This window comes from Microlunatus speluncae, assembly GCF_009299835.1.
In the GTDB taxonomy this organism is placed as follows: Bacteria; Actinomycetota; Actinomycetes; order Propionibacteriales; family Propionibacteriaceae; genus Microlunatus; species Microlunatus speluncae.
On the sequence record NZ_VKCZ01000007.1, the window covers coordinates 82,454 to 107,258 of the forward strand.

The 24,805-nt window shown below is 69.4% G+C and carries 26 protein-coding genes and 3 tRNA genes; 7 read left to right on the forward strand and 22 right to left on the reverse strand.

The window, feature by feature from the left end; genetic code table 11:
- Positions 1 to 73: 73 nt before the first annotated feature.
- Positions 74 to 1,912, forward strand: a complete 1,839-nt coding sequence (ilvD, locus tag FNH24_RS10015; RefSeq protein ID WP_152362041.1) for a dihydroxy-acid dehydratase — start codon at positions 74 to 76, stop codon at positions 1,910 to 1,912.
- Positions 1,913 to 2,735: 823 nt separating this feature from the next.
- On the opposite strand, the gene rplA is transcribed toward ilvD, so the two are convergent.
- The 9 genes from rplA to FNH24_RS10060 all read right to left on the reverse strand — a co-directional run bounded on the left by rplA (position 2,736) and on the right by FNH24_RS10060 (position 10,169).
- Positions 2,736 to 3,437 carry a 50S ribosomal protein L1 gene (gene rplA, locus FNH24_RS10020; RefSeq protein ID WP_152362042.1) on the reverse strand — a complete coding sequence of 234 codons (702 nt, stop codon included), beginning with the start codon at positions 3,435 to 3,437 and terminating at the stop codon, positions 2,736 to 2,738.
- Between the two features lie 109 nt (positions 3,438 to 3,546).
- A complete protein-coding gene (gene rplK, locus FNH24_RS10025; protein WP_152362043.1) occupies positions 3,547 to 3,978 on the reverse strand; it encodes a 50S ribosomal protein L11 in 432 nt (143 codons plus the stop codon).
- Between the two features lie 63 nt (positions 3,979 to 4,041).
- Positions 4,042 to 4,935 carry a transcription termination/antitermination protein NusG gene (gene nusG / locus FNH24_RS10030; protein ID WP_425486887.1) on the reverse strand — a complete coding sequence of 298 codons (894 nt, stop codon included), beginning with the start codon at positions 4,933 to 4,935 and terminating at the stop codon, positions 4,042 to 4,044.
- A 115-nt stretch (positions 4,936 to 5,050) separates the two neighbouring features.
- Positions 5,051 to 5,626: a preprotein translocase subunit SecE gene (gene secE, locus FNH24_RS32630; protein ID WP_152362045.1), complete on the reverse strand. Its 576-nt coding sequence runs from the start codon at positions 5,624 to 5,626 to the stop codon at positions 5,051 to 5,053.
- Positions 5,627 to 5,656: 30 nt separating this feature from the next.
- Positions 5,657 to 5,729 (reverse strand) — tRNA-Trp (locus tag FNH24_RS10040).
- A 136-nt stretch (positions 5,730 to 5,865) separates the two neighbouring features.
- The gene (locus FNH24_RS10045) at positions 5,866 to 7,137 is read right to left on the reverse strand and encodes an aspartate aminotransferase type Ic (RefSeq protein ID WP_152362046.1); all 1,272 of its coding nucleotides are present in this window, start codon (positions 7,135 to 7,137) and stop codon (positions 5,866 to 5,868) included.
- A 302-nt stretch (positions 7,138 to 7,439) separates the two neighbouring features.
- Positions 7,440 to 8,333 (reverse strand): phosphotransferase, encoded by an 894-nt coding sequence (locus FNH24_RS10050; RefSeq protein ID WP_152362047.1) that lies wholly within the window; start codon positions 8,331 to 8,333, stop codon positions 7,440 to 7,442.
- 268 nt (positions 8,334 to 8,601) lie between these two features.
- Positions 8,602 to 9,195: a TIGR03086 family metal-binding protein gene (locus tag FNH24_RS10055; protein ID WP_152362048.1), complete on the reverse strand. Its 594-nt coding sequence runs from the start codon at positions 9,193 to 9,195 to the stop codon at positions 8,602 to 8,604.
- Complete coding sequence (locus FNH24_RS10060; protein ID WP_152362049.1) at positions 9,192 to 10,169, reverse strand: RNA polymerase subunit sigma-70; 978 nt, start codon at positions 10,167 to 10,169, stop codon at positions 9,192 to 9,194. The genes FNH24_RS10055 and FNH24_RS10060 overlap by 4 nt, the downstream gene beginning before the upstream one ends.
- A 180-nt stretch (positions 10,170 to 10,349) precedes the next feature.
- On the opposite strand from FNH24_RS10060, the gene FNH24_RS10065 reads away from it, so the two are divergent.
- Positions 10,350 to 11,114, forward strand: coding sequence for an isocitrate lyase/PEP mutase family protein (locus FNH24_RS10065; protein WP_152362050.1), 765 nt, complete (start codon positions 10,350 to 10,352; stop codon positions 11,112 to 11,114).
- 56 nt (positions 11,115 to 11,170) lie between these two features.
- Here FNH24_RS10065 and treZ read toward each other — a convergent pair whose 3' ends face one another.
- Genes treZ through FNH24_RS10085 form a run of 4 tightly spaced genes read right to left on the reverse strand, consistent with a single transcriptional unit; the run spans position 11,171 to position 14,865 of the window.
- Entirely contained in the window at positions 11,171 to 12,997 is a 1,827-nt protein-coding gene (gene treZ, locus FNH24_RS10070) for a malto-oligosyltrehalose trehalohydrolase (protein WP_343031742.1), read from the reverse strand.
- Positions 12,985 to 14,040 carry a UDP-N-acetylmuramate dehydrogenase gene (locus tag FNH24_RS10075; protein WP_217428140.1) on the reverse strand — a complete coding sequence of 352 codons (1,056 nt, stop codon included), beginning with the start codon at positions 14,038 to 14,040 and terminating at the stop codon, positions 12,985 to 12,987. The genes treZ and FNH24_RS10075 overlap by 13 nt, the downstream gene beginning before the upstream one ends.
- Positions 14,030 to 14,446 (reverse strand): MaoC/PaaZ C-terminal domain-containing protein, encoded by a 417-nt coding sequence (locus FNH24_RS10080; protein WP_152362051.1) that lies wholly within the window; start codon positions 14,444 to 14,446, stop codon positions 14,030 to 14,032. Before FNH24_RS10080 ends, FNH24_RS10075 begins: the two co-directional genes overlap by 11 nt.
- A complete protein-coding gene (locus tag FNH24_RS10085) occupies positions 14,443 to 14,865 on the reverse strand; it encodes an FAS1-like dehydratase domain-containing protein (protein ID WP_152362052.1) in 423 nt (140 codons plus the stop codon). The genes FNH24_RS10080 and FNH24_RS10085 overlap by 4 nt, the downstream gene beginning before the upstream one ends.
- Positions 14,866 to 14,996: 131 nt before the next feature.
- On the opposite strand from FNH24_RS10085, the gene FNH24_RS10090 reads away from it, so the two are divergent.
- On the forward strand, positions 14,997 to 15,752 hold the full coding sequence (locus tag FNH24_RS10090; RefSeq protein WP_152362053.1) for a FadR/GntR family transcriptional regulator: 756 nt from the start codon (positions 14,997 to 14,999) through the stop codon (positions 15,750 to 15,752).
- Positions 15,753 to 15,789: 37 nt separating this feature from the next.
- Entirely contained in the window at positions 15,790 to 16,545 is a 756-nt protein-coding gene (locus FNH24_RS10095; protein WP_152362054.1) for a VOC family protein, read from the forward strand.
- Here the strand turns inward: FNH24_RS10095 and FNH24_RS10100 are convergent.
- The 9 genes from FNH24_RS10100 to FNH24_RS10140 form a co-directional block, all read right to left on the reverse strand.
- Positions 16,542 to 17,033, reverse strand: coding sequence for a mycothiol transferase (locus tag FNH24_RS10100; protein WP_152362055.1), 492 nt, complete (start codon positions 17,031 to 17,033; stop codon positions 16,542 to 16,544). The genes FNH24_RS10095 and FNH24_RS10100 overlap by 4 nt on opposite strands.
- Before the next feature lie 20 nt (positions 17,034 to 17,053).
- On the reverse strand, positions 17,054 to 17,536 hold the full coding sequence (locus FNH24_RS10105; RefSeq protein ID WP_152362056.1) for a peptidoglycan-binding domain-containing protein: 483 nt from the start codon (positions 17,534 to 17,536) through the stop codon (positions 17,054 to 17,056).
- Positions 17,533 to 17,826 (reverse strand): mycothiol transferase, encoded by a 294-nt coding sequence (locus FNH24_RS32635; protein ID WP_217428141.1) that lies wholly within the window; start codon positions 17,824 to 17,826, stop codon positions 17,533 to 17,535. Before FNH24_RS32635 ends, FNH24_RS10105 begins: the two co-directional genes overlap by 4 nt.
- Complete coding sequence (locus FNH24_RS10115; protein WP_152362057.1) at positions 17,823 to 18,515, reverse strand: VOC family protein; 693 nt, start codon at positions 18,513 to 18,515, stop codon at positions 17,823 to 17,825. The genes FNH24_RS32635 and FNH24_RS10115 overlap by 4 nt, the downstream gene beginning before the upstream one ends.
- 77 nt (positions 18,516 to 18,592) lie before the next feature.
- A complete protein-coding gene (locus FNH24_RS10120; RefSeq protein WP_281351030.1) occupies positions 18,593 to 19,360 on the reverse strand; it encodes a sirohydrochlorin chelatase in 768 nt (255 codons plus the stop codon).
- The gene (rpmG, locus tag FNH24_RS10125; RefSeq protein ID WP_152362059.1) at positions 19,315 to 19,482 is read right to left on the reverse strand and encodes a 50S ribosomal protein L33; all 168 of its coding nucleotides are present in this window, start codon (positions 19,480 to 19,482) and stop codon (positions 19,315 to 19,317) included. Before rpmG ends, FNH24_RS10120 begins: the two co-directional genes overlap by 46 nt.
- Before the next feature lie 55 nt (positions 19,483 to 19,537).
- A tRNA-Met gene (locus tag FNH24_RS10130) sits at positions 19,538 to 19,611 on the reverse strand.
- Between the two features lie 46 nt (positions 19,612 to 19,657).
- A tRNA-Thr gene (locus FNH24_RS10135) sits at positions 19,658 to 19,730 on the reverse strand.
- An 86-nt stretch (positions 19,731 to 19,816) separates the two neighbouring features.
- A complete protein-coding gene (locus FNH24_RS10140; protein ID WP_152362060.1) occupies positions 19,817 to 20,440 on the reverse strand; it encodes a TetR/AcrR family transcriptional regulator in 624 nt (207 codons plus the stop codon).
- Between the two features lie 62 nt (positions 20,441 to 20,502).
- Here FNH24_RS10140 and FNH24_RS10145 point away from each other — a divergent pair, with 62 nt between their 5' ends.
- The 3 genes from FNH24_RS10145 (at position 20,503) to FNH24_RS10155 (ending at position 24,720) form a co-directional block, all read left to right on the forward strand.
- Positions 20,503 to 21,891 carry a DHA2 family efflux MFS transporter permease subunit gene (locus FNH24_RS10145; protein WP_152362061.1) on the forward strand — a complete coding sequence of 463 codons (1,389 nt, stop codon included), beginning with the start codon at positions 20,503 to 20,505 and terminating at the stop codon, positions 21,889 to 21,891.
- A 62-nt stretch (positions 21,892 to 21,953) separates the two neighbouring features.
- Complete coding sequence (locus tag FNH24_RS10150) at positions 21,954 to 23,675, forward strand: IlvD/Edd family dehydratase (RefSeq protein ID WP_152362062.1); 1,722 nt, start codon at positions 21,954 to 21,956, stop codon at positions 23,673 to 23,675.
- Positions 23,676 to 23,709: 34 nt separating this feature from the next.
- Positions 23,710 to 24,720, forward strand: a complete 1,011-nt coding sequence (locus FNH24_RS10155; RefSeq protein WP_161606076.1) for a BadF/BadG/BcrA/BcrD ATPase family protein — start codon at positions 23,710 to 23,712, stop codon at positions 24,718 to 24,720.
- The last annotated feature ends 85 nt before the right edge of the window (positions 24,721 to 24,805 follow it).

The following is a 24,805-nucleotide window of genomic DNA, read 5'->3' on the forward strand; positions in this document are numbered from 1 at the left end:
GCCCGGTGGTGCTGTCACTACTAGGAGCAGCGGCGTCTTCCCGGTCGTGCGTGCCCCGTGCGGAGATGGAGGCATGCCCCCGCTTCGCTCGCGTACCGTCACCCATGGCCGCAACGCGGCCGGCGCCCGCGCCCTGCTCCGGGCCGCCGGTGTCGCCGCCGCCGACTTCGGCAAGCCGATCGTGGCCGTCGCCAACAGCTTCGCCGAGTTCGTCCCCGGCCACACCCACCTGCAGCCGGTCGGCCGGATCGTCGGCGAGGCGGTCAGCGCCGCCGGCGGGATCCCGCGGGAGTTCAACACGATCGCCGTCGACGACGGGATCGCGATGGGCCACGACGGGATGCTCTATTCGCTGCCGTCCCGCGACCTGATCGCCGACTCGATCGAATACATGGTGCAGGCCCACCGCGCCGACGCCCTGGTCTGCATCTCCAACTGCGACAAGATCACGCCCGGAATGCTGATGGCCGCGCTCCGGCTGAACCTGCCGACCGTGTTCGTGTCCGGCGGGCCGATGGAGGGCGGCCGGGCCCGGCTGGTCGACGGCACCGTACGCACCGGCCTGAACCTGGTCTCGGTGATCGCCGACTCTGCCGCCGATTCGGTCTCCGACGCCGACCTGACCCGGCTGGAGGAACAGTCCTGCCCGACCTGCGGCTCCTGCTCGGGCATGTTCACCGCCAACTCGATGAACTGTCTGACCGAGGCCCTAGGCCTCGCCCTCCCCGGCAACGGCACGACCCTGGCCACCCACACCGCCCGTCGGCGGTTGTACGAGGACGCCGGTCGGACCGTGGTCACCCTGGCGCGACGCCACTACGACGAGGACGACGACTCGGTGCTGCCGCGTCGGATCGCCGGTCGGGCGGCCTTCGAGAACGCGATGAGCCTGGACATCGCGATGGGCGGCTCGACCAACACCGTGCTGCATCTGCTGGCCGCGGCGCACGAGGCCGAACTGGACTTCACCCTGGCCGACATCGATGCCCTGTCCCGGACCGTGCCGTGCCTGTGCAAGGTCGCCCCGAACGGCGACTATCTGGTCGAGGACGTGCACCGGGCCGGCGGTGTCCCGGCCCTGCTCGGCGAGCTGGACCGGGCCGGGCTGCTGCGGCGCGACGTGGCTTCTGTGCACTCCCCCGATCTGGCGACCTGGCTCGCCGCCTGGGACGTCCGCGGGCCGTCACCCGCCGCCGAAGCCGTCGACCTGTTCCACGCCGCTCCGGGTGGCGAGCGCTCGGCCCGCGCGGGCTCCCAATCCCGCCGCTGGCACGACCTCGACCTCGACGCCGCCAGCGGCTGCATCCGCGACGTCGGCCACGCCTATTCCGCCGACGGGGGCCTCGCCGTCCTCACCGGTGACCTCGCCCCCGACGGCTGCATCATCAAGACCGCCGGAGTCGACCCCTCGATCCTGACCTTCACCGGCCCGGCCGTGGTCGCCGAATCGCAGGAGGACGCCGTCGCCGCCATCCTGGGCCGCCGGGTGCGTCCCGGTGACGTGGTCGTGATCCGCTACGAGGGCCCGCGCGGTGGCCCCGGCATGCAGGAGATGCTGCACCCGACCGCCTTCCTCAAGGGCCGCGGCCTCGGCCAGACCTGCGCCCTGATCACCGACGGCCGCTTCTCCGGCGGCACCTCCGGCCTCTCCGTCGGCCATGTTTCGCCCGAGGCCGCCGCCGGTGGTCCGATCGCCCTGGTCCAGGACGGAGACCTGATCACCATCGACATCCCCGCCCGCACCCTGACCCTTCACGTCGACCACTCCTTGTTACGGGACCGCCGAGCCATCCTGGAATCCCAGGGCTTCCGTCCGACCCTGGACCGCGATCGCCAGGTCTCTCCGGCTCTCCGTGCCTACGCCGCCCTGACCACCTCGGCTGATCGTGGAGCCGTCCGCCTTGTTCCTTGATCATCTTTTGTTCTTTGGGATGGCCTTCGGACCGGTCTGAGTGTCATGCCGCACAAATTTCTTACCGCCACAGCCGAGCGGAACCCTGGTCGCTACGACTGCCAAACCGAGCGCTTGGAGTGACTACGAAGGTCTTCGTTCCCCTGGGCCTGTCGAAAGGCAGATTCTGATCATGACATCTGGCTCGCCCTTCGACAGGCTCAGGGAACGGACCAAGCCCTCGCGGCCGCACCGCCAAACCGACCACAAGGGCTTGTTTCGTTCCCTGAGCTTGTCGAAGGGCAGGCCCCGTACCTCACGCCGCTCCACCACGGAGGGTCTCCCCTGCCGACTTGTCAGAACTGAGTTGTGCCATAGCGCACCTCACTTCTGACAACTCGGAACAGTGATCGCCATCCACACCCCACGACCCCCGCCCCTCCCGAGTTGTCAGAACTCAGTTGTGTCATGGCACAACTCAGTTCTGACAACTCGGAAAGGTGGGCCGCTTCGACCTCGTGATCAGCTTCGCGCTCGGTTTGGCAGTCGTAGCTACCAGGGTTCCGCTCGGCTGAGGCGGAAACCCCACCCGGGGCCATGCCAAAGGGAGCGGCGAGGGATGGGGGTCTGTGCGCGGGCGTGGACGGGCCTGGCGGGAGCACGCGGACGCTCAGACCGCGGCAGCGGCACCCACACTGGCCCGCGGGCGGATGGTTGCCCGCGCACAGACCCCCAGCCCTCGCCGCGGCATGCCACCTAATCCCTCAAGAAGCAAAGAAGAAACGCCGCCCAGTGACCACGAAAGACGATCACTGGACGGCGTCCGTACAGCTAAAGCGCGAGATCAGACCGCTTCGGGCTTGACCCGGTTCGGATCGATGGGCACGCCCGGGCCCATGGTGGTGGAGAGGGTGATCTTGCGGATGTAGCGGCCCTTGGCGCTGCTCGGCTTGAGGCGGAGCACCTCGTCCAGGGCGGCGAAGTAGTTCTGGCTCAGCATCTCCGGCGAGAAGGAGGCCTTGCCGATGATGAAGTGGAGATTGGAGTGCCGGTCGACCCGGAACTCGATCTTGCCACCCTTGATGTCGGTGACGGCCTTGGCCACATCGACGGTCACGGTGCCGGTCTTCGGGTTCGGCATCAGGCCGCGCGGGCCGAGGACCCGGCCGAGGCGGCCGATCTTGCCCATCATGTCCGGCGTGGCGACGACGGAGTCGAAGTCCAGGTAGCCGCCCTGGACCTTCTCGACCAGATCGTCGGAGCCGACCTCGTCGGCGCCGGCGGCCAGTGCGGCCTCGGCCTTGTCCCCGGTGGCGAAGACGAGGACCCGTGCCGTCTTGCCCGTACCGTTGGGGAGGTTGACCGTGCCGCGGACCATCTGGTCCGCCTTCCGCGGGTCGACGCCGAGCCGCATCGCGACGTCGACGGTCTCGTCGAACTTGACCGTCGTGGTCGCCTTGGCGAGCTTGATCGCATCGTCCGGGGCGTAGAGCTTTTCTGCATCGATGGCCTTCGCCGCGCCGGCGTAAGCCTTGCTGCGCTTCATGCTGCTGGTTTCCTTCGTTTCGTGATCATGATTGATCGACCAGTTCTGGTCCGGACCGCGCTCGGTCCTCCCAGACTTTCGGGGTGAGCCTCCTCCAGCCGAGGTGGTCTCACTTCTCGACGGTGACACCCATCGAGCGGGCGGTGCCGGCGATGATCTTGGCCGCGGCCTCGACATCGTTGGCATTGAGATCCGGCAGCTTCGTGGTCGCGATCTCGCGCACCTGAGCGGCCGTGATCTTGCCGACCTTCTCCTTGTGCGGGACGCCGGAGCCCTTCGGGATTCCCGCGGCCTTCTTGATCAGCTCAGCCGCCGGGGGCGTCTTCGTGATGAAGCTGAAGGTGCGGTCCTCATAGATGGTGATCTCGGCCGGGATCACGTTTCCACGCATGGACTCCGTCGCGGCGTTGTACGCCTTGCAGAATTCCATGATGTTGATGCCGTGCGGGCCGAGCGCGGTGCCGACCGGCGGCGCCGGAGTGGCGGAGCCGGCCTGCAGTGCGACCTTGACCAGCGCCGCAACTTTCTTCTTAGGAGGCATGACTTCTCGGGTCCTTCGTTGTTCTTCCTGTTGCTCCGGGCAGGCTTGCCCGGAAGTTCATGATCAGACCTTCTGGATCTGGGCGAAGGTCAGGTCGACCGGGGTCTCCCGGCCGAGGATCTCGACCAGGGCCTTGAGCCGCTGGCTGTTGGCGTTGATCTCGGTGATCGTGGCGTGGACACCGGCGAACGGGCCGTCCACCACCATCACGGAGTCGCCGACCTCGAAGTCGGCCACCTCGATCTTCTTCTTCTTGCGGGCCGGGCCTTCCTTCGTCGCCGCGGCCGCCGCGACCACCGACGGGGCGAGCATCTTCTCGACCTCGTCCAGGCTCAGCGGCACCGGCTGGTTGGAGTGCCCGACGAAGCCGGTCACCGACGGCGTGTGCCGGACGGTCGACCAGGACTCGTCGGTCAGGTCCATCCGGACCAGCACGTAGCCGGGGAGCACGGTCCGCTTGACCTGCTTGCGCTGGCCGTTGCGGATCTCGGTGACCTCCTCGGTCGGCACGACGACCTCGAAGATGAAGTCCTCCATGTTGAGCGAGGACACCCGGTTCTCGAGGTTCTGCAGCACCCGGTTCTCCATCCCGGAGTAGGTGTGCACCACGTACCAGTCGCCGATCTTGCCCCGCAGCTCGGTGCGGAACGTCTCCAGCGCGACACCCTCGACATCGGGTCCGTCGTCGTCGGAATCGTCGTCCTCGTCCTCGGCGTCGTCCTCTTCCTCGGCCGTGCCGAAGTCGAGGTTGAGATCCGATTCTTCTTCCTCCGGAGCGGGGACCGAGCCGCCGCCGAAGTCGAGGTTGATGTCGTCATCGTCCTCGGTCTCCTCGACCGCCGAGCTACCGAGGTCGATGGCGATGTCGTCACCGCTGTTGGCCGGCTGATCGGTCTCCAGCGCCAGACCGTAGTCCTCGCTGGAATCGGCGGCCGGGGTCGACGCGTCGCTCTCCAGCTGGTCCACGCCGGGATCCGAGCCGTTCGGCTCGTCCTCGGCGGAACGAGGCGCTGAAAAGTTCTCTGACACGTCGATTCTCCGTCTATCCGTTGGTGTTCACTCGTCGAGCTGGTCAGCTGGTGCTGAAGATCCGGAAGACCAGCGCACCGAATCCGAGGTCGAGCAGGCTGACGACGGCGATGATGAACAGCACGAACACCAACACGACGAGGAAATAGTTCAGCAACTGCTGACCGGTGGGATACACCACCTTCCGCAGCTCGGCGACCGATTCCTTGATGAAGGTGATCGGGCCGGTGCGGCGCGGCCGGTCGGTGCCCTTGCGCTGCTTGGGCGTTGCCTCGGACTTCTTCTCCCGGCCCTTGGATCCGCTCGATGACGTACGGTCCGCGGCGCCCTCACTTCGGGTCTTGGCCGTGGCACCGACGGCGACGAGTTCCTTGTCGGAGTCGTCACTGTCGTCATCGGCTTCCGGGTCGCCGTCGGGATCACCGGAGTCGCCCTTGGGCGACTCCGCGTCGGCCGCAGCAGCCAGTTCCTCGTTGCTGGGCTCCGTGACGTCCTCGCCGTCGGCGTCGGAACCCTTGACGGGCTCCGATCCCGCGTCGGACTCAGGACGCTGATCGTCGGGGTCGCCGGCGGAAAGGTCCGGCTCGTCCGCCGGTCCCTTGTCCTTGTCGTCCGCCACGCTTTTCCTCCGTCAGGTTCTTTCGATCCGCAGGGCAAGAGGGACTCGAACCCACAACCTTCGGTTTTGGAGACCGATGCTCTGCCAATTGAGCTATTGCCCTTCGTGGCCGCTCCACCGGCCCGGTCCGTCCGCCGAACAAAACGACGGGCGCGCCGAGACAATGGCGACTGCCACCAAGTGCAGGAGTATAGCCGCGCGCAGCGAGTGGAGTCGAACCGGCGGCCTACTCCTGACCCTCAGCCGGCCAGCCGCTGCTCGGCCGCGGCGAGCAGGACGCAGGTGGCCAGGCCGTCGATCGCCAGCTCCACGTCCTCCGGCGTCGGGAAGGTCGGCGCGATCCGGATGTTGCGATCCCGCGGATCCTTGCCGTACGGGAACGCCGATCCGGCCCCGGTCATCACGATCCCAGCCTCCTTGGCCAGCTGCACCACCCGGCTCGCCGTGCCGTCGGTGACGTCCAGGCTGACGAAGTAGCCGCCCTGCGGCTCGGTCCAGCTCGCGACACCGTACGCGCCCAGCCGGTCGGCCAGGATCTGCTCCACCCGGTCGAACTTCGGCGCGATGATCGCCCGGTGCTGGGCCATCAGCGCCCGGACGCCCGCGGCCGACCCCAGGTAACGGGCGTGGGCCAGTTGGTTGATCTTGTTCGGGCCGATGGTGCGCTTGCCCAGCAGGCCGAGATACCAGGCGACGTTGGCCGGCGACGAGGCGAAGAAGGAGACGCCGGCGCCGGCGAAGGTGATCTTGGAGGTGGAGGCGAAGATCAACACCCGGTCGGGGTGGCCGGCCGCCTCGGCCAGGCCGAGCACGTCGAGCACCGGAGTCTCGGTCTCGGTCAGGTGGTGCAGCGCGTACGCGTTGTCCCAGAAGATCCGGAAGTCCGGGGCCGCGGTCTCCAGCGAGACCAGCTGCCGGGTGATCTCCTCGGTGTAGATCGAGCCGCTCGGGTTGGCGTACGTCGGCACGGTCCAGATCCCCTTGACCGCCGGATCCTTGACCAGCTCACGGATCTGATCAAGATCAGGACCCTCGTCGCCGAGGTCGACGTTGATCATCTCGATCCCGTACTGCTGGCAGATCGAGAAGTGCCGGTCGTAGCCGGGCACCGGGCAGATGAACTTGATCTTCTCGCCGGCCCACGGACCGGCCGCGCCGGGCACTCCCTTGAGCAGTGCGAAAACGATCACGTCGTGCATGATCGCCAGGCTCGCGTTGTCGCCGGCGATCAGTTGGTCCACCGGCACGCCCAACAGCTCACCGAAGATCGCGCGCAGGTCGGCGACCCCTTCGATGCCGCCGTAGTTGCGGCAGTCGGTGCCCGACGAGTCCCGGAACTCGCCGTCGCCGGGCAGGGTGAGCAGCGCGTTGGACAGGTCGAGCTGTTCGGCCGACGGCTTGCCGCGAGTGAGGTCGAGCTTGAGCCCGCGCGCCTTCAGTTCGGCATAGGCCGCCTGCTGATCCGCAAGCAACTGGGTGAGGGCGTCGGGTTCGAGCTCGGTAAGGGTCATTGCCGCGGGCATCCGTCTCTTGAGAAGTGGGGGTTTTCGGCGCTGAGTCTAGTCCTCGGCCGCCCCGTTCCGACACCGCATTCTGCCGTACGAATTCCAGCGAATCCGGCCCTGGCGCGGCCTGGCGCGACCCCCCGCACCAGGCCGCGCCGTCCGACCGACGCGCCCCTCCCGAAGGAGGATGTGCCACCGAAGCACCGAGCCGAAACTCACCACTCGGTCGACCCTCGCTGAGCGAGTAAGGGAAGGCTAACCTGCTTCCCGCCGGGCGGTCAAGCACCGGCCTCGGCCGATGCCGGTGATCAACTCATCAGGGCCTCGGCGAAGGCCAGGTCGGAAAGGATCCGGTCGGCCGAGAAGCCCTCGACGATCGATCGGTGCACGTTGTACGCGGCCCAGTGCGCCTCGTAACTGCGCCTCGTGGCCGGTTGGAGCTCGGCCAGCGCCGCGTCGATGCACGCCTGCTCACCCGCCTTGATCGTTCTCCGGCCGACGCTGCCCCAGGCCAGGCCGATCAGGGCGTAGCGCCGGTCGCCGCGGGCCGCGCCGAAGTTCCAATCCACCACGCCGCTGACCCGGCCGGACTCGTCGAACAGCACGTTGCCCGGTGAATAGTCGACGTGCACCAGGTCGTCGCCGGCCAGCCGCAGCGGCCGGCCGCCGTCCACCGCGAGCAGCCGGGTCAGTAGTCGCCGGCCACGCCGGCTGTGCCCGCCGATGGTGTCCTCGAACGCGCCGTAGCCCGGACCGTCGGCCGGGAAGGCCGGCGGTGGCGGAACCTCCGGATGCCGACGCAACAGGCCGGCGAACCGCTCGTTCATCGCGACGAACGCCGCCACGGTGGTCCGGTCCAGCGTCTCGACGTGACGGCCGGGCAGCCGTTCCTGCACCACCGCGAGATAGCCGTGGTCCAACTGGAGCACCAGTTGGTACGTCGGCACCGGCAGCCCCTGCGCCCGGGCCTCGCCCAGCACCGTCGCGGTCAGCCGCATCAGCGCCAGTGGGGTCCGCGGCCGGGTCAGCGCCGACTGGCGACCGTCCGGCCAGGCCACGAAGGCCGCGCTGCTGACGCCGCCGATCTGGTCGGCCAGCCCGGTGATCACCAGCCCGCTGCCGGTGCGCGCGTTGATCTCCTCGACCACGGCGGTCGGTGCCCACGGATTCTCCGAGAGTCGGAACTCGATCGGGTGTGACATGAGAATCTCCCTTTCCTCGATGTGGAAAGGGGGGCCCTGGAGGCGCCTCTCACAGCTTGTCACGCGCCTCCGGTGATCGGCAAGACCACCCTCACCGGGCCGAGGGCACCGCCGGGCGCCCGCGAGTGGACACTTTGGTCGCGAGTTTTCGGGCCTGGCCAAAGCGTCCACTCGGCAAGCGAACCGCCGGCGAAACCGGCCGGCCGGCAGCGCAGGCTTGAGCCCTGCTCGTCCCTTCCGCCTTTGGTGCGTCTCTACTTTTCAGGGCTCAGGGAGCGAGACCCGCGTCGAAGCGCCAGTCCCGGCCGAGGTCGGCAAGCAGTCGCCGGCTCGGGGTGCTCGCATCCGAGATGGTGAGGGCCGGGCCGAAGATACCGGGGCCGGGGCTGCCGAGCTCGGGGAGCCGGCCGTGCAACGCGATCGCCAGCGGGTCCGGGATGGGCAGTGGTCGGCCGGCGCCGGCGCTGACGTCCCAGCCGTGCACGGCGGCCTCGACGGACGCGACGATGATCACCTTGTCGCGGGCCAGGGGCAGCCCGCCGACCGCGATCGGGCTCGCCGGGCCGCGGCGCCGGGCGGCGCGGTCGAGGCAGTCGGCCGATTCGGTCAGCGCCGAGATCACGCCTTCCCGCGGCGAGGCGCCGGAGGGTTCGTCGAGCACGACCCGGCCGAAGTTCAGGGCGGCGCTCAGCGCGTCGAAGGATTCGTGCAGGTGCCGCAGGACGTCGCCGACCGTCCAACCCGCGCACGGCGAGGACCGACCAAGATCATCCGCCGACAGCCCGGCGACGGCCGTGAGGGCGTACCGCACGGAGCCGGACAGGATCGGGGCGACCGGCCGGGCCTCGATCCCGGTGATCATGACGCCGCCCCACCCGACAAGATCATCGGCAGCCGCAGCGCCCGCAACAGGTCGTCGTCCTTGAAGTTGGTCAGGGCCCGGACGCGATCATGATCAACGGTGAGGATGCCGATCCCGATGGCCGCGAACACCCCGTCACCCCGATCGCGGTACGAGATGTAGCCGGGCTGGCCGTTGAAGCCGGCCGGAATCAACCGGGCCGATCCCACCGGCGCCATGGTGCGCGCCAGGAACGGCAGGCAGACAGCAATCCCCTTGAACCAGGTGCGATGCGTGGTCGACTCGAGGGTGAAGTCCGCGTGGATGATCTCCTCCAGGGCGCGGACGTCGGCCTGCTCGAAGGCGGCGATGTAGCGGGCCAGCAGGTCGTGCTCGACCTCACCGGGAGCCGGTTCGGCGACGGCCGCGGTGCCCAACCGGGCCCGGGCCCGCTGCAGCAGGCTCTTCACCGCCGGCGCGCTGATCCCGAGCGTGGTGGCGATGTCCTCGGCCGACCAGGACAGCACCTCGCGCAGCAGGAAGGCGGCCCGCTGCCGCGGCGGCAGGTATTGCAGGGCGACGGTGAGCGCCAGCCGTACCGACTCCCGGGTGACGACGATCTCCGCCGGGTCACCGACCGCCGAGTCGGGCAGCGGCTGCAGCCAGGAGACGCCGGTGTCGGACACGATCGGCGCGTACGGATCGGTGGCCGGCGCGCCCAGCCCGGACGGCAGCACCCGGCGCTCGCGGTGGCCGAGCGCGCTGAGGCAGGTGTTGGTGGCGATCTGATAGAGCCAGGTCTTCAACGACGACCGCTCCTCGAAGCGGTCGATCCCCCGGCGGGCCCGCAGATAGGTCTCCTGGACGACGTCCTCGGCGTCCTGGAAGGAGCCGGTCATCCGATAGCAGTGGGCCAGCAGCGGCCCGCGGAGCTGGTCGAACTCCTGGTCGAGCGCCTGCGCGGGCACTGGCTGTGCGGTCATCCCGGTCTCCATTTCTTCTCCGACGGTCACCGGTTCAGACCGCTGCCGGCGGCGAAAGGAATCGGGCCACACCGATTCCTTTCCCTCGGCAGCGATGTCAGAGCCTCGAACGCGTCGCTGCCCCGAACCTTCTCACCGCCCAGGACGGATCGCCATGTCTTCCTCAACCGAACTGATGATCAAGGAGTAGCAATGTCCAACGAAACAACGGATCCGGCCGTCAAGGCGAAGGTCCTGCGAGAGCTGCACGACGGCCCGCTGCTGGTGCTGCCGAACGCCTGGGACGCGGCCAGCGCCGAGGTCGTCGTCGAGTCCGGCTTCCCGGTCGTGGCCACGTCGAGCAACGCCGTCGCCGCCATGCTCGGCTATCCGGACGGCGAGGGTGCGCCCTGGGCGGCCCTGTTCGAGGTCGCCCGGCGCATCGCGCGGACCGTGCCGGTGCCGGTGACGGTCGACGCGGAGGCCGGCTACGGCCTCGGCCCGGCCGAATTCGTCGAGCGGCTGCTCGACACCGGAGCGGTCGGCTGCAACCTCGAGGACACCGACCACCGCGCCGGCGGATTGCGAGACGCGGCAGCCCAGGCCGACTATCTGGCCGGAGTCCGCGCCGCCGCGACGGAGGCCGGGGTGCCGATCGTGATCAACGCCCGGGTCGACACCTTCCTGCCGACCAGCGGCCTGGCCGAGCCGGACCGGCTGGCGGAGTGTCTGAGCCGGGCCGAGCTCTATCGCGCGGCCGGTGCCGACTGCGTCTACCCGATCGGGCTCGCCGACCCGGAAATGATCAAGGCCCTGGTCGAGCAGGTCGCGGCCCCGATCAACGGCAACACCGGCGAGGCCCTCGGTTTGCGTGATCTCGCCGACCTCGGCGTCCGCCGCGTCTCGTACGGCCCCCGCTTCTACCGCGCCGCCCTGACCAACTTCCGCAACCGGCTCACATCCCTCACCTCTGCCTAGTTGTCAGAACTGAGTTGTGCCCGGGGGCTACTCAGTTCTGACAAGTCGGATGGCGGTCAGGTGAGCTCCATGATCGTGGCGCTGTGCCCGCCCAGCCGCACGGTGCCGTCGGCCGGGGTGGCGGCACCGACGGTGATCAGCGGGGCTCCGGTCGGGCCGGTCGCGACCTCGGCCTCGTGCTCGGAGAAGTTGATCACCAGCAGCAGCCGGTCCCGGCGGAGCTGGAGCAGGCCGCGCTCGTCGTCGGCCTCGGCCTGCACCCGGTCCAGCCGCGGGTCGGTGAACTCCGGCCGGCTGCGCCGGAGCATGATCAACTCCCGGTAGCGGCGAAGCAGCGCGGCCCGGTCCGGCTGGTCGGGCTCAGCCCAGTCCAGCTTGGACCGGCGAAAGGTCTCGGGGTCCTGCGGGTCTGGCACGACGCTGAGGTCCCAGCCCATGGCCGCGAACTCGGCGACCCGGCCCTTGGCGACCGCCTCGGCCAGCTCCGGCTCCGGGTGGCTGGTGAAGAACTGCCACGGCGTCCGGGCACCCCACTCCTCGCCCATGAAGATCATCGGCGTGAACGGGGCCAGCACGGTGATCATCGCCATCAGCTCCAGCTGGCGCTGATCCAGCCGGCCGGACAGCCGCGATCCGTCGGCCCGGTTGCCGATCTGATCATGATTGTCGGAGCAGACCACCAGCCGCCAGGCGGGCGTGCGGTGGGTGTCGAACGGGCGGCCGTGGGCCCGGCCGCGGAAGGTCGAAGGGGTGCCGTCGTGGAAGAAGCCTCGGGTGAGCACCTTGGCCAACGCGCTGACCGAGTCGAAGTCGGCGTAGTAGCCGGTGCTGTCGCCGGTCAGGTTGGCGTAGAGCGCGTGATGGAAGTCGTCGCTCCACTGGCCGTCCAGCCCGTAGCCGCCGGCCTCCCGGGCGGTGATCAACCGCGGGTCGTTCAGATCCGACTCGGCGATCAACGACAACGGCCGGCCGACGTAGGCGCTCAGCGCGTCCACCTCGATCGCCAGCTCCTGCAGGACGTGCGTCGCCCGGGTGTCCCGCAGCGCGTGCACGGCGTCCAGCCGGAGCCCGTCCACGTGGTAGTCGCGCAGCCACATCAGCGCGCTGTCGATGATGAACCGGCGCACCTCGTCGGAGTCCGGGCCGTCCAGGTTGATCGACTCGCCCCAGGTGTTGGACCGACTTTGATCAAGGTACGGTCCGAACCGGGGCAGGTAGTTGCCGCTCGGCCCGAGATGGTTGTAGACGACGTCCTGGATCACGCCGAGGCCGCGCTGGTGACAGGCGTCGACGAAGCCCTGGTACGCCTCCGGGCCGCCGTACTCCTCCTGCACAGCGGACCAGAGCACCCCGTCATAGCCCCAGTTGTGGCTGCCGTTGAACGCGTTGACCGGCATCAGCTCGACCAGGTCGATGCCGAGCTCGACGAGATGATCAAGCCGGTCGATCGCCGAGACCAGCGTGCCGTCCGGGGTGAAGGTGCCGACGTGCAGCTCGTAGATCACCGCGCCGGCCAACTGCCGGCCGGTCCAGTCGTGATCCTGCCAGGAGTAGCGGCCGGGATCGTAGCCGCGGGAGGCCCGATGGACGCCCGCCGGCTGCCGCCGGGACCGCGGATCGGGCAGCACGGTCTCGTCGTCATCGATCAGGAACCCGTAGTCGACGTCATGATCGACCGTCACTCCGGCCGGCGGCACCCACCACCCGCCCGTTCCGTTCCCTGAGCCGTCGCCGCTTGTTCCGTTCCCTGAGCCTGTCGAAGGGCAGACCCGATGATCCTCGCCCGCCCGAACCAGCTCGACGACCTCCCCGGCTCTCCAAAGTCGGACCCGGTCGGGGCGCGGTGCCCACACCGCGCCCGCCGCCGGCGTCACAGGGAGCACCCGACGAGCACGGGTTCCGGCACCAACTCGACCCCGTACGCGGCTTGGACGCCGCCCCGCACCTCCCGAGCCAGGGCGACCAGGTCGGCTGCGGTCGCGCCACCGCGGTTGGTCAGGGCCAGCACGTGCTTGCCGGACAGCGTCGCCGGCGGGGTCCCGTAGCCCCTGCCGAAGCCGGCATGATCGATCAGCCAGGCCGCACTGGTCTTGATCATGCCGCCCTCCGCCGGCCACCGGGGTGCATCAGTGGGCAGCCGATCAGCCACCTCAGCGGTCAGCACCGGATTGGTGAAGAACGACCCGGCGCTCCAGGTGTCATGATCATCCGCGTCGAGCACCATGCCCTTGCCCGCCCGCAGGCCGAGCACCGCGTCGCGAACCGCGCTCGCCGGCACCCGCTCCCCCTGCTCCACGCCCAGGGCCCGGCCCAGCTCGGCGTACCCGATCGGGGCGGAGAGGGATCCCGGCGGCAGCTGAAAGGTGACCGCGAGCACCAGATAGCGACCCGGCTCGGCCTTGAACCGGGAATGCCGATAGCCGAAGCCGCAGTCGGCGGCGGCGAACCGGGCTCGCCGGCCGGTGCTCCGGTCGATCGTCTCGACACTGGCGATCACCTGGGCGACCTCGGCCCCGTAGGCGCCGACGTTCTGGATCGGTGTGGCACCGACCAGGCCCGGAATCCCTGCCAGGGATTCGATCCCGGACCATTCATGATCGACGGCGGTGGCCACGAAGGAGTCCCAGTTCTCACCGGCGGCGACCCGGACCACGGCGCCGCCGCAGCCGCTGTCGTCCACCTCGATGCCGCGGCTGGCGATCTTGATCACCGTGCCGTCGAACGGATGATCACCGATCAGCAGGTTCGACCCGCCACCCAGCACGAGCACCGGCTCACCGGCCGCGTCCAGCCGGGTGATCGTCTCGACCAGCTCGGCCTCGCTCCCGGCGACGACGAAATCGCGGGCCCGGCCACCGACCCGGAAGGTCGTGTGATCGGCCAGCAGGGTGCTCACCGCATCGGCGGTCGTCGCGTCAACGCCCAAGATCGAGTTCCACCTTCGCCCCACCGAGCACCTTGACCTCGCCGCAGACCACGTCGAGTTGGATCGTCACCTGATCACCGTCGACCGCGGTCACCCGGCCGGAAACGATCATGGTCGCGCCCTCGGCGTCGTCGGGCACCACGACCGGGCGGGTGAACCGTACGCCGTAGCCGACGACCCGGGCCGGATCGCCGACCCAGTCGGTGACCGCCCGCAGCGCTGCCCCCATCGTCAGCATCCCGTGCGCGACAACGCCGGGCAGACCGATCGCCGTCGCCGCCCGCTCGGAGTAGTGGATCGGATTGAAGTCGGTCGCGGCGCCGGCGTAGCGGACCAGCCGCTCCCTGGTCAGCCGAATGGTCAGCGGCGGCAGCTCGGCCCCGACCTCGATCACCGGGGACGTCACGCCGCCTCCTTGCTGTGCACGAAGGTCGCCGTGGCGGTGCAGACCAGCTCGCCGGCGACGGTCTCCACCCGGGCGCTGGTGGTGATGAAGTCGGCCGTGTCGCGGGCCCGTACCTTCTCGATCGTCAGGGTCGAGACCACCCGGTCGCCGACCCGGAGCGGACGCTGATAACTGAAGCGCTGCTCGGCATGCACGATCCGGTGCAGCGCCAGCCCGAGCTCGGGATCGTCGAACATCCCCTGCCAGGCCTGGGTCACCACGACGGCCGCGAAGGTCGGCGGCGCCGTTGCCTCGTCGCCCGCGTAGGCCGGGTTGGGATCACCGATGGCCGCGGCGAACTCGCCGATCTTGGCCGCCGACACCTGATACGGCGTCGTCGGTGGGTAGTTCCGGCCGACGTGTTCGGTCGAGATGGGCACGGACCCACGCTAATGGACGGCACCCGGCCGTACGGAATCCGCCCGCGGCCGGGACGCCGGAGGCCGCCTTCGCGTCGTTGGCGCCGGCCGACGCCCGGCTCCGGATCCGGCGAATCCGCCATAATGATCGGATGAGTATCGAGTCGGCTCCAGGGTCGGAGGTTGCGACGGCGACCCCGGAGCAACCGCGGGAATCCCAGACCGACGTCGTCCTCAACGGCATCAAAGAGATGATCACCACGGGAGACCTGACCGCCGGGGCCCGGTTGCCGGTCGAGAAGGACCTGGCCGCGCGGCTCGGGGTGTCCCGCGGCTCGCTGCGCGAGGGCGTCCGGGCGCTCTGCATCATGGGGGTGCTGGAGACCCGGCAGGGCGACGGCACGTACGTCACGTCGCTCGACTCCTCGCTGCTGCTGGCACCGATGAGCTTCATGGTCGACCTGCAGTCCTCCGAACACCGGGCCGATGTCCATGCCGTACGCCGGATCCTGGAGACCGAGTCGGCCGGCCGGGCCGCGATCCTGATCGACGACGCGACCCTCGGCCGGGCCCAGGAGATCCTGGACGAGGTCGAGCCGCTGGTCGATTCGGGCGAACACGAGGCGTTCGTCGAGGCCGACATCCACTTCCACAGCGTGATCGCGCGCAGCTCGGGCAATCCGACCCTGGCCGCACTGATCGAGGCGCTGGCCAGCCGGACCGCCCGGGCCCGGGTCTGGATGGGGCTGCACAGCGAGGGCCAGGTCGCCCGCGCCCACCGGGAACACCGGGCGATCTGGCAGGCGCTGAGCCACCACGATCCCGACCGGGCGCGGCTGCAGATGGCCTACCACCTGCTCACCGTCGAGGACTTCGTACACAGCCATCCGACCGCCCCGGTCGACTGACCGCGGCTCGATCCCGACCGGCGCTGGGGGTTCGGCGATGATCGCCTGGTTGACCGCCTTCCTGGACGGTCCGGCCGACACGTTCGGCGAGTCCGTCCGGTTCTGGCAGCGGGTCACCGGATCGGCGCTGTCGGCCTATCGCGGCGACGCCGGCCAGTTCGCCACCCTGCTGCCGCCGGACGGCGATTCCTATCTGCGGGTGCAACTGACCGATTCCGAGACCCCGGGGCACCATCTGGATCTGCACGTCGCCGACGTCGCGCCGGCGACCGAGCGGGCCGCCCGGCTGGGCGCGACGATCACCTTCACCGAGCCCGGGCTGAGCGTCGCGACCTCACCCGGCGGCTTCCCGTTCTGCCTGGTCACCCATCACGGCGAACGGTTCCGGGCGCTGCCGTACGGCAGGCCGGGGTCGCTGGTCGATCAGCTCTGCCTCGACCTGCCGGCCGCGCGGTACGACGACGAGACCAGCTTCTGGTCCGAGCTGACCGGGTGGGAACACCGGCCCGGCTCGCAATCCGAGTTCGGCTATCTGGTCCGGCCGGAGGGCATGCCGCTGCGGATCCTGTTCCAGCGCACCGGCGACCCGCCCGAGACCGAGGTCCGGGCCCATCTGGATCTGGCCTGCGCCGACCGCGAGACGGAGGCGACCCGGCACGAGGCCCTCGGCGCCCGGCGGCTGAGCGACGGCGCGCACTGGATCACCTGCACCGACCCGGCCGGCCGACGCTATTGCCTGACCGCGCGTAATCCCGTCACCGGCCGGCTCCCGCTCCGCCGGCGTCGTACCTAGGACGGTCCAGTGCGGGCCGCCAGTAACTGCTCGCGCAGGATGTCGGCGTGCCCGGCATGCTGCGCCAGTTCGCGGAGCACCTGGAGCTGCAGCGCCCAGACCGGGCGATCGCCGCGGCCGTCGACGCGATCACTGAGTCGGAGCTCGGCCAGCGCCGCCCGCGAGGCCTCGCAGCGCAGCCGATGAGCCTCCCGGACCGAGGCGATCGTGTCGGTCGCCCGCAGGGTGAAGGACCGGTCCGGCGTGCTCGCGATCCCGATCTCCCGATACGTCCGGCCGGTGAGCGCCTGATCGAACCAGACCCCCTCGACATAGGTCACGTGCTTGAGCAAGCCGAGCAGCGTGGTCTTCGACGGCACCAGTCTCCGCCGCGCCTCCTCCTCGGTCAGCTCGTCCAAGCTGTGCTGCAGGGCGTCGCGATAATGATCAAGAAGCTCATCCAACCGCCCCCGCAACTCCGTGACCCACTCCTCGTCCCGCTGCTCCATGCCTCAAGACCCTAGTTGACCTACTGGGTGCACCAGCCCGCCCAGGCGCCTCTGTTGTCGTAGACGCGGAAGCGCATGAAGTCTTCGGTTCGAGGGCCGTAGACCCCGTCGTCTTTGATCTTGACGGATTGCTGGAATACGGCGACGGCGGCCTTGGTCAGCGGGCCGTACTTTCCGTCAATGGGTCCGGGGTTGATGTGATAGCAGTCCCTGAGAGCAGTCTGCAGTTCCCACACGTGCGAGCCGCGGGCACCAGTGTTCATGATGCAGTTCCTGGTGACTTGGTTGTACGAGGGAACGACGAGCTGACGGGTGCTGGTGATGTAGACAGCCAATCGCGTGTTGCAGTGCGGGGTGGCCGCGGCGACGATCGGTGCAGTAGCGGTCACCGGTCCTGATCGCAGCGTGGTGGCGGCCGCCGAGGTCGCCGCGGTCGTGCTGATGAGTCCGGTCAGACAAAGGATCGAGGCGAGAGCGGTAGCGAGTCTCGTTGCTTGTTTCATAGCGTCCTTCGGCTAGGTCCAATTTGACCGAACGCTAGGTGTCGTTGCTGACTCGCCGCTGACATTCTTCTCATCACCACGCCACGCCCGTCGACCCGATCGCTCAACCGCAACTCAGCCAGCGCCGCCCGCGACGCCTCGCAGCGCAGCCGGTGCGCCTCCCGGACCGAGTCGATCGTGTCAGTCGCACGCAGAGTGAAGGACCGGTCCCGCGTGCTCGCGATCCCGATCTCCCGATACGTCCGGCCGGTGAACGTCTGATCGAACCAGACCCCCTCGACATAGGTCACGTGCTGTGCGTCGACCGGGAGAGCTGAGCCCGGAGTTCGGCGAGTTCGGCGGCGACCTCCGCGGTGTCCACCGACAGCCCGTCGATCTCGGCCAGGACGGATCGGGCCCGGTCGGGCGCACCGCTGCGGACCAGCAGCTCGGCGAGATAGCTGAGCAGCGGCAGCCGTTCCTGATCACTCGCGTCGGCGTGGCGGCGCAGCCCGTTCTCCAAGATCGAGATCCCGGTCCCCACGTCGCCGTGCGAGTCGCCCTGCCGGGCCGCGTTCAGCAGCACCCGCTCCAGCCGCGAGCCCTCGCCGCCGTCCTCGGCGCCGGCGGTGACCCGGAGCCAGTTGGCGGCCGGGTCGACGACCGAGAAGCCGCGAGCGGTGCCCTGCTTCAGCCGCGGTCGAGTGATCCGCGGCAAGCCGGCCAGCGGCAGCTTGCCGTAGTGCGAACGCAGCCCGGCGGCAAATTCCTCGAACAACACCAGGGTGTCGTCGACCTGGATGATCACACTGCTCCAGTTGGCCTCCGGGTCGAAGCCGGGGAGGCCGAAGAAGTGCAGCTCGCAGCCGTCGGCCCGGCTGAGGGCGAGATAGGGATTCGGCCGGTCCTGGCGGTAGGTCTGCCGGAAGCCGAGGGCGAGGTAGAAGGGCAGCACGTGGTCGAGTTCGGCGCAGGGCAGGGCGGGGATGGTTCGAATCACCCGACCATTTTACCGTACGCTATACGGTGTTTCAGTCCGGAAGTGAAATCCCCCGCAACGAGGAGCAAACGGGCCGGTCAGCGGTGCCGCGGTGTCAGTGCCGAGCGATAGCGGGCGTAGATCACCGGGGCCAGCCGGGTGCCGAGCGGCGGCAGGACGGTCACGCCGTGTTCGGCCGCGGCGGTCTCCAGCCGGGTCAGCAACAGGCCCGGCGAGACGAAGAGGGGCAGGACGATCAGCCGGTCGACCCGGCCGAGCTGCTCGTCGGCCCGGGGATCGCAGGTGGCGAAAGCCGCGAAGTCCCAGCTGCCGCGACGGCTGCCGAGGCGGGAGGCGAGGGACATCACGGCGGCGTTGGCCTCGGCGTCGGAGGAACCGACCCCGTACACCATCACTACCGACTCCGGGCCGACGCCGGCCTCGGCCAGAGTGCTGTCGAGCAGGCTCTCGATGTCGCCGCCGGTGCCGAGCACGTCGGCGGTGATCAACTCCAGCCCGGTGTCCTGCCGGGCCTTCGCCACGGTGGCCGGCAGGTCGATCCGGGCATGGAAAGCCTCGGTGAACAGCAACGGCAGGACGACGGCACGCTGCCGACCCGCGGCCCGCAGCGAAGCGGCCGCGGTCCCGAGATCGGGTTCGGTCAGATCGAGGAACGCGGTGCTGACTTCGAGCCGCTCCGGCCCGGATTCGTCGGCGACGGCCGCGGCGAGTTGATCCAGCGCCGCGGACACGCCGGGATGCCGGCTGCCGTGGGCAACCAGGATCAGCGGCGTCGTGCCGCCGCCGGGACCGGACGAGGTCAGCGGGTCTCGCGGTGCGGCTGGTGCGTCCGGCAGCGCGGGCAGAACTTCTTCAGCTCGAGCCGGTCCGGATCGTTCCGCTTGTTCTTCTTCGTCAGGTAGTTGCGTTCCTTGCACTCGGTGCAGGCGAGTGTGATCTTCGGCCGCACATCAGAGCTCTTGGCCATGACTTCCTCACTTTCGCCTGATCCAGGCGCTTGCCGGACTAACTTCGACTTACGGTAGCGGGGGCGGGATTCGAACCCGCGACCTCACGATTATGAGTCGTACGCTCTCACCAACTGAGCTACCCCGCCACGGTTCCCACCCACTTGCCCTGCCGGAGCAGGAAGGTGACTCCCGAGCCCCCATGCGGAATCGAACCGCAGACCTTCTCCTTACCATGGAGACGCTCTGCCTACTGAGCTATAGGGGCAAGTCTACGGCGCCGATCACCCGGCGCCGACGCACAAAGATACACACTGGGCGGCGTCCAACGCGAATCGGTTGCGAGCCGCGGAATCAGGTGCGGTAAGCGCGCAGGAATGTCTCGACTCCGGCCCGCACCGCCGCGGTCACTGAGCGGTCGTCACCACGGCCGGTGCCGAGCACGGTGAGCTCGGCCATCTCGGCTCCGATCAGGGCGAGGAACTGCTTCGCGGCACGCAGCGGATCGTCGAGCTTCAGGTGCCCGGCATTGGCCAGCATGGCCAGTCGGCCGGCCAGCGCCTCGATCATCGGATCGGCGCCGCGGGACCGGACGATGCTGAACACCTCGGGGTCGCGATTGATCTCGGCGTAGAGCTGGCGCTGCAGCGACGCGGCGCAGGGACTGCGTTGGCACTCGACCAGCTGGACGGCGACCTGGCGCAGGCTCTGCTCCCAGTTCGCGCCGACGTCGAGCGCGATGGCGGCCGCGTACGACTGCTCGTTCAGCTGCCGCGAACTCTCGGCCAGCGACTCCCGGAACAGCCGCTCCTTGTTGCCGAAGTGGCTGTAGACGGTCGGCTTGGACACCCCGGCCCGGCCGGCGATCGCGTCGATGCTGGCCCGCTCGTACCCGTCCTCGGCGAACAGCTCGGCGGCCGCGTCCAGGATCGCCTGGCGCTTGGTCGCGCCACGCGTGCCGGGGGCCGCCGCTGTCATGCCCGAACTATACCGCACTGCCTGATTGACTTTACTACTCGGTTTAGTTTAGTTTCCTTGCCATGACAGTAGACACCGAACGGGCGACGCCGGTCCGGCTCGACCGGACCACCACGCTGGTCGTGGCCGCGATGGCGGTGGCCGCGCTGATGGCCGTGCTCAACGGCACCGCCGTCGCCGCCTCGCTGACCACCCTGAGCACCGCCCTCGGCACCGGTCTCGACACTGTCGTCTGGGTCACCGTCGGCTACCTGATCAGCGCCGGGCTGGCGCAACCGCTGGCCGGCTGGGCCTCCGACCGGTACGGCGGCCGCCGGGTCTTCCTGATCGGGCTGGCCGGCTTCGTGCTCGGCTCGGTGCTGGCCGGCTTCGCCTGGTCGATCGGCGCCCTGATCGCGTTCCGGGTGCTCCAGGGCTTCGGCGGCGGGCTGCTGGAGCCGGCCGCCCTCGCCCTCAGCGCCCGGGCCGCTCCGCCCGCGCTGGTGGGCCGGGTGATGGGCTTCCTGTCCATGATCATCAACGTCGCGCCGATCGTCGGACCGCTGTTCGGCGCGGTGCTGGACACCGATCCGTCGTGGCGCGGCATTTTCTTGATCAATCTGCCGATCGGTCTGCTCGTGCTGATCGCCGCGATCCGGCTGCTGCCCCGCGATCAGGCCCCCGACCGGCCCGGCGGACCGATCGACCTGCTGGGCCTGATCCTGTTACCGCTCGGCTTCGTCGGGCTGCTGATCGCGCTGAACCGGGTCGGCACGGACACCCCCGTTTGGATCCCGTTGCTGGCCGCGGCGGTCGGCGTGATCTTGCTCGGCTGGTACGCCCGGCACGCCGCGACCACGACCAAGGCGCCGGTGCTGGACCTCGGCCTGCTCCGGCACCGCGGCTTCGTCGGCAGCCTGATCGCCATGGCCGCCGTGGGATTCACCATGTTCTCGATGGTGATCTCGTTGCCGCTGTTCGCCGAGCAACTCCTCGGCTGGCACGGCCTCGCGCGCGGCCTGCTGGTCTGCGCCCTCGGGGTCGGACTGATCGTCTCGATGTCCAACGGCGGCCGGATCAGCGACCGGACCGGGCCGAAGGTGCTGGTCCGGGCGGGCGCCGCGGTGACCGCGATCGGCCTGGCCACCTTCGCCTTGATCAATCCCGTCGCCCCGGCACCGGTGCTGATCATCGTCATGATCATCATCGGCTTGTCGTTCGGCTTCGTCGCCGCCCCGGCGTTCTCCAGCGTCTTCCGGGTGGTGCCCGCGGCCTCGACGGCGCAGGCGACAGCCACCCTGTTCATCGTGGTGCAGTTGGCGGCCTCGACCGGGGTCACCGTGGTCGGCGTGTTCACCGGGCTCGGCCAGCTCGGCTTCAGCCTGATCTTCGCCCTGCTGGCCCTGAGCCAGCTGATCGCCCTGGCCGCCACCCGACTGCTGCCCGGCCCGCCTGTCCACAACGGTCCCTGAGCCTGTCGAAGGGGAAGCCCGATCCCTACCCTGTTCCTCAGAGCTTCAGGGAGGCAGCAGGAATGAGCGAGCCAACGCAGCGCCGGGCCGAGCGGTTCTTCAACGAGCCGGGTGTGGCCGGCTTCATCCACCGCTCGTTCATGAAGTCGATGGGGCACGACGACGATGATCTTGGTCGGCCGCTGATCGGCATCTGCAACACGTTCAGCGAGCTCAACAACTGCCACCAGCACTTCCGCGAGCTGTGTGAGGCGGTGAAGCGGGGCGTGCTGCAGGCCGGTGGGACGCCGGTGGAGTTTCCGACGATCTCACTCGGCGAGAATTTCCTCTCCCCCACCTCGATGCTGCATCGCAACCTGGCCGCGATGGACACCGAGGAAATGATCCGCAGCCAACCGCTGGACGGAGTGGTGCTGCTGGCGTCCTGCGACAAGACCACGCCGGCGGCATTGATGGGCGCGGCCAGCGCCGACCTGCCGGCGATCCTGGTCAGCGGCGGGCCGATGCTCAACGGCCGCCAGGGCGACCAGGTGCTCGGCGCCTGCACGGACTGCCGCCGGCTCACCGCCGAGCATCGGGCCGGCCGGCTCGACGACGCCGCCTACCGCGGCTACGAGGACGCGATCGTGCGCAGCGCCGGTCACTGCATGGTGATGGGTACGGCCTCGACGATGAACGCCCTGGCCGAGGTGCTGGGAATGGCGCTGCCGGGCAACGCGGCGATCCCGGCGGTCGATTCGCGCCGGCTCCGGCTGGCGCAGGCCGCTGGCCGGCGGATCGTCGGCCTGGTCGCCGAGGACCTCCGGCCGTCCGCGATCCTCACTCCACAAGCGTTCGAGAACGCGATCACCCTGCTCAGCGCGCTCGGCGGCAGCACCAACGCGGTCGTCCATCTGCCGGCGATCGCCGGCCGCCGTGATCTTGACCTGCCGTTGCGCCTGTTCGACGAAATCAGTGCCCGAACTCCGCTCCTGGTGGACCTGAAGCCGGTCGGCCGCTATCAGATGGAGGAGCTCTTCTACGCCGGCGGCGTGCCGGTGGTGATCAAGGAACTGTTGCCGCTGTTGCACGGTGATCAGCTCACCGTGACCGGACAGACCCTGGCCGAGAGCGTCGCCGACGCCCCGGCCCCGGACGGTTCGGTGATCAGGACCTTGGCCGAGCCGCTCGACGCGCACGGCGGGCTGGCCGTGCTCACCGGCAACCTGGCGCCGGACGGCGCCGTGATCAAGCACGCGGCGGCGAGCCCGGAGCTGCTCCGGCACCGCGGTCGGGCCCGGGTCTTCACCAGCGTCGGCGATCTGCGGGACCGGATCGACGATCCGGAGCTGGACATCGAGGCCACGGACATCCTGGTGCTGCAGAACACCGGGCCGGTCGGCGGCCCCGGCATGCCCGAGGTCGGCAACCTGCCGCTGCCGGCCAAGCTGCTCCGGCAGGGAGTCCGGGACATGGTGCGGATCTCCGACGCCCGGATGAGCGGCACCGCGTTCGGCACGGTGATCTTGCACGTGGCGCCGGAGAGCGCGATCGGCGGGCCGCTGGCCCTGGTCGTCGATGGTGATCAGATCGAGCTCGACGTGCCCGGCCGCAGCCTGCGACTGCTGGTCGACGACGCCGAGTTGGAGCGCCGCCGGGCCGCCTGGCGACCCCCGGCGCCGGCCTACCGCCGCGGCTACGGCTCGCTCTATCTGTCCCATGTCGATCAAGCACCCCTCGGCTGCGACTTCGACTTCCTGCACGGCCACAGCCCGATCGACACCGAGGATCAGCCCAAGTTCTGATCACCTGGCGTGCTCGACGTTAGAGTTTGCGCCCATGACAGAGTTGCCATTGCGCGCCGGATACGTGATCGCCGTCGACGCCGGCGGCACGCACACCCGGGTCAGGTGTCACGGCAGCGACGGGTCGCTGCTCGCGGCGGCGACCGGTCGCGGCGGATCGCCGAACCACAACGATGATGCGGCCGACAACGTCGCCGACACGGTGGCTCGCGCGCTGGCGCAGGGTGATCTTGATCCGGCTGACGCGATCGGTTTCGCCGCCGGCCTCGCCGGGATCGGGCGCACCGGCTCCAACCAGGGCGGGTGGACCAGCGCCTGGGCCGAGGAGCACTTCGCCCTCCCCTCGCTCCGCTGCCCGCGACGCTTCGTCAACGACGCGGTGGTCGCTCATCGCGGTGCCCTGCTGGGCGAGCCCGGGGTGATGGTGGTCGCCGGCACCGGCTCGATGATCTTGGCCATCACCGCGGACGGCCGGGAGATCGAGAGCGGTCAGTTCCAGCACTATGCCGGCGGCGCCCGGCACCTGGTCTTCGACCTGATGCACCAGATCTTGATCGGTACGACCTCGACGGCCGACGCGCCCCTGGTCGCGCAGGTGCTGGAGCACTGGGGAGTCGATGATCTGACCGGGCTGCGCCGGGTGATCTTGGAGCTGGCCGAAGTCGATCACAACGACGTCAAGCGCCGCTACGGCGCGCTGGCCCCGCTGGTGACCGCGGCGGCCGACACGTCACCGCTGGCCGACCAGGCGATCCGCGGGCTGACCGACAAGACCGCGCACGGCGTCCTGCTGCTGGCCGCCCTGGTCGGCACCGAACCGGTCCCGGTCGCCGTCACCGGCGCCCTGGCCAGCGATCCCGCCTTCGCCGACCGGCTCGGCGTCTCACTCTGCGTGCCCGGCTCGGTGCACAGCGAGCTCGTACCCCCGGCCCTGGACGCCGTCGGCGGCGCCGCCCTCCTCGCCTACGAAGCCGCCGGCCTCACCCTCGCCCTAGACCCACCCACAATCACCCGCCTCACCCAAACCCCGCCGACCCGTCACTAACGCACGCGTTTTTGCGGCGTGTCGGAGCAGAAGTGACGTCTCGATCGGATGGGACGAACGTCCGAGCGAGCGCCGGCCACCTCTG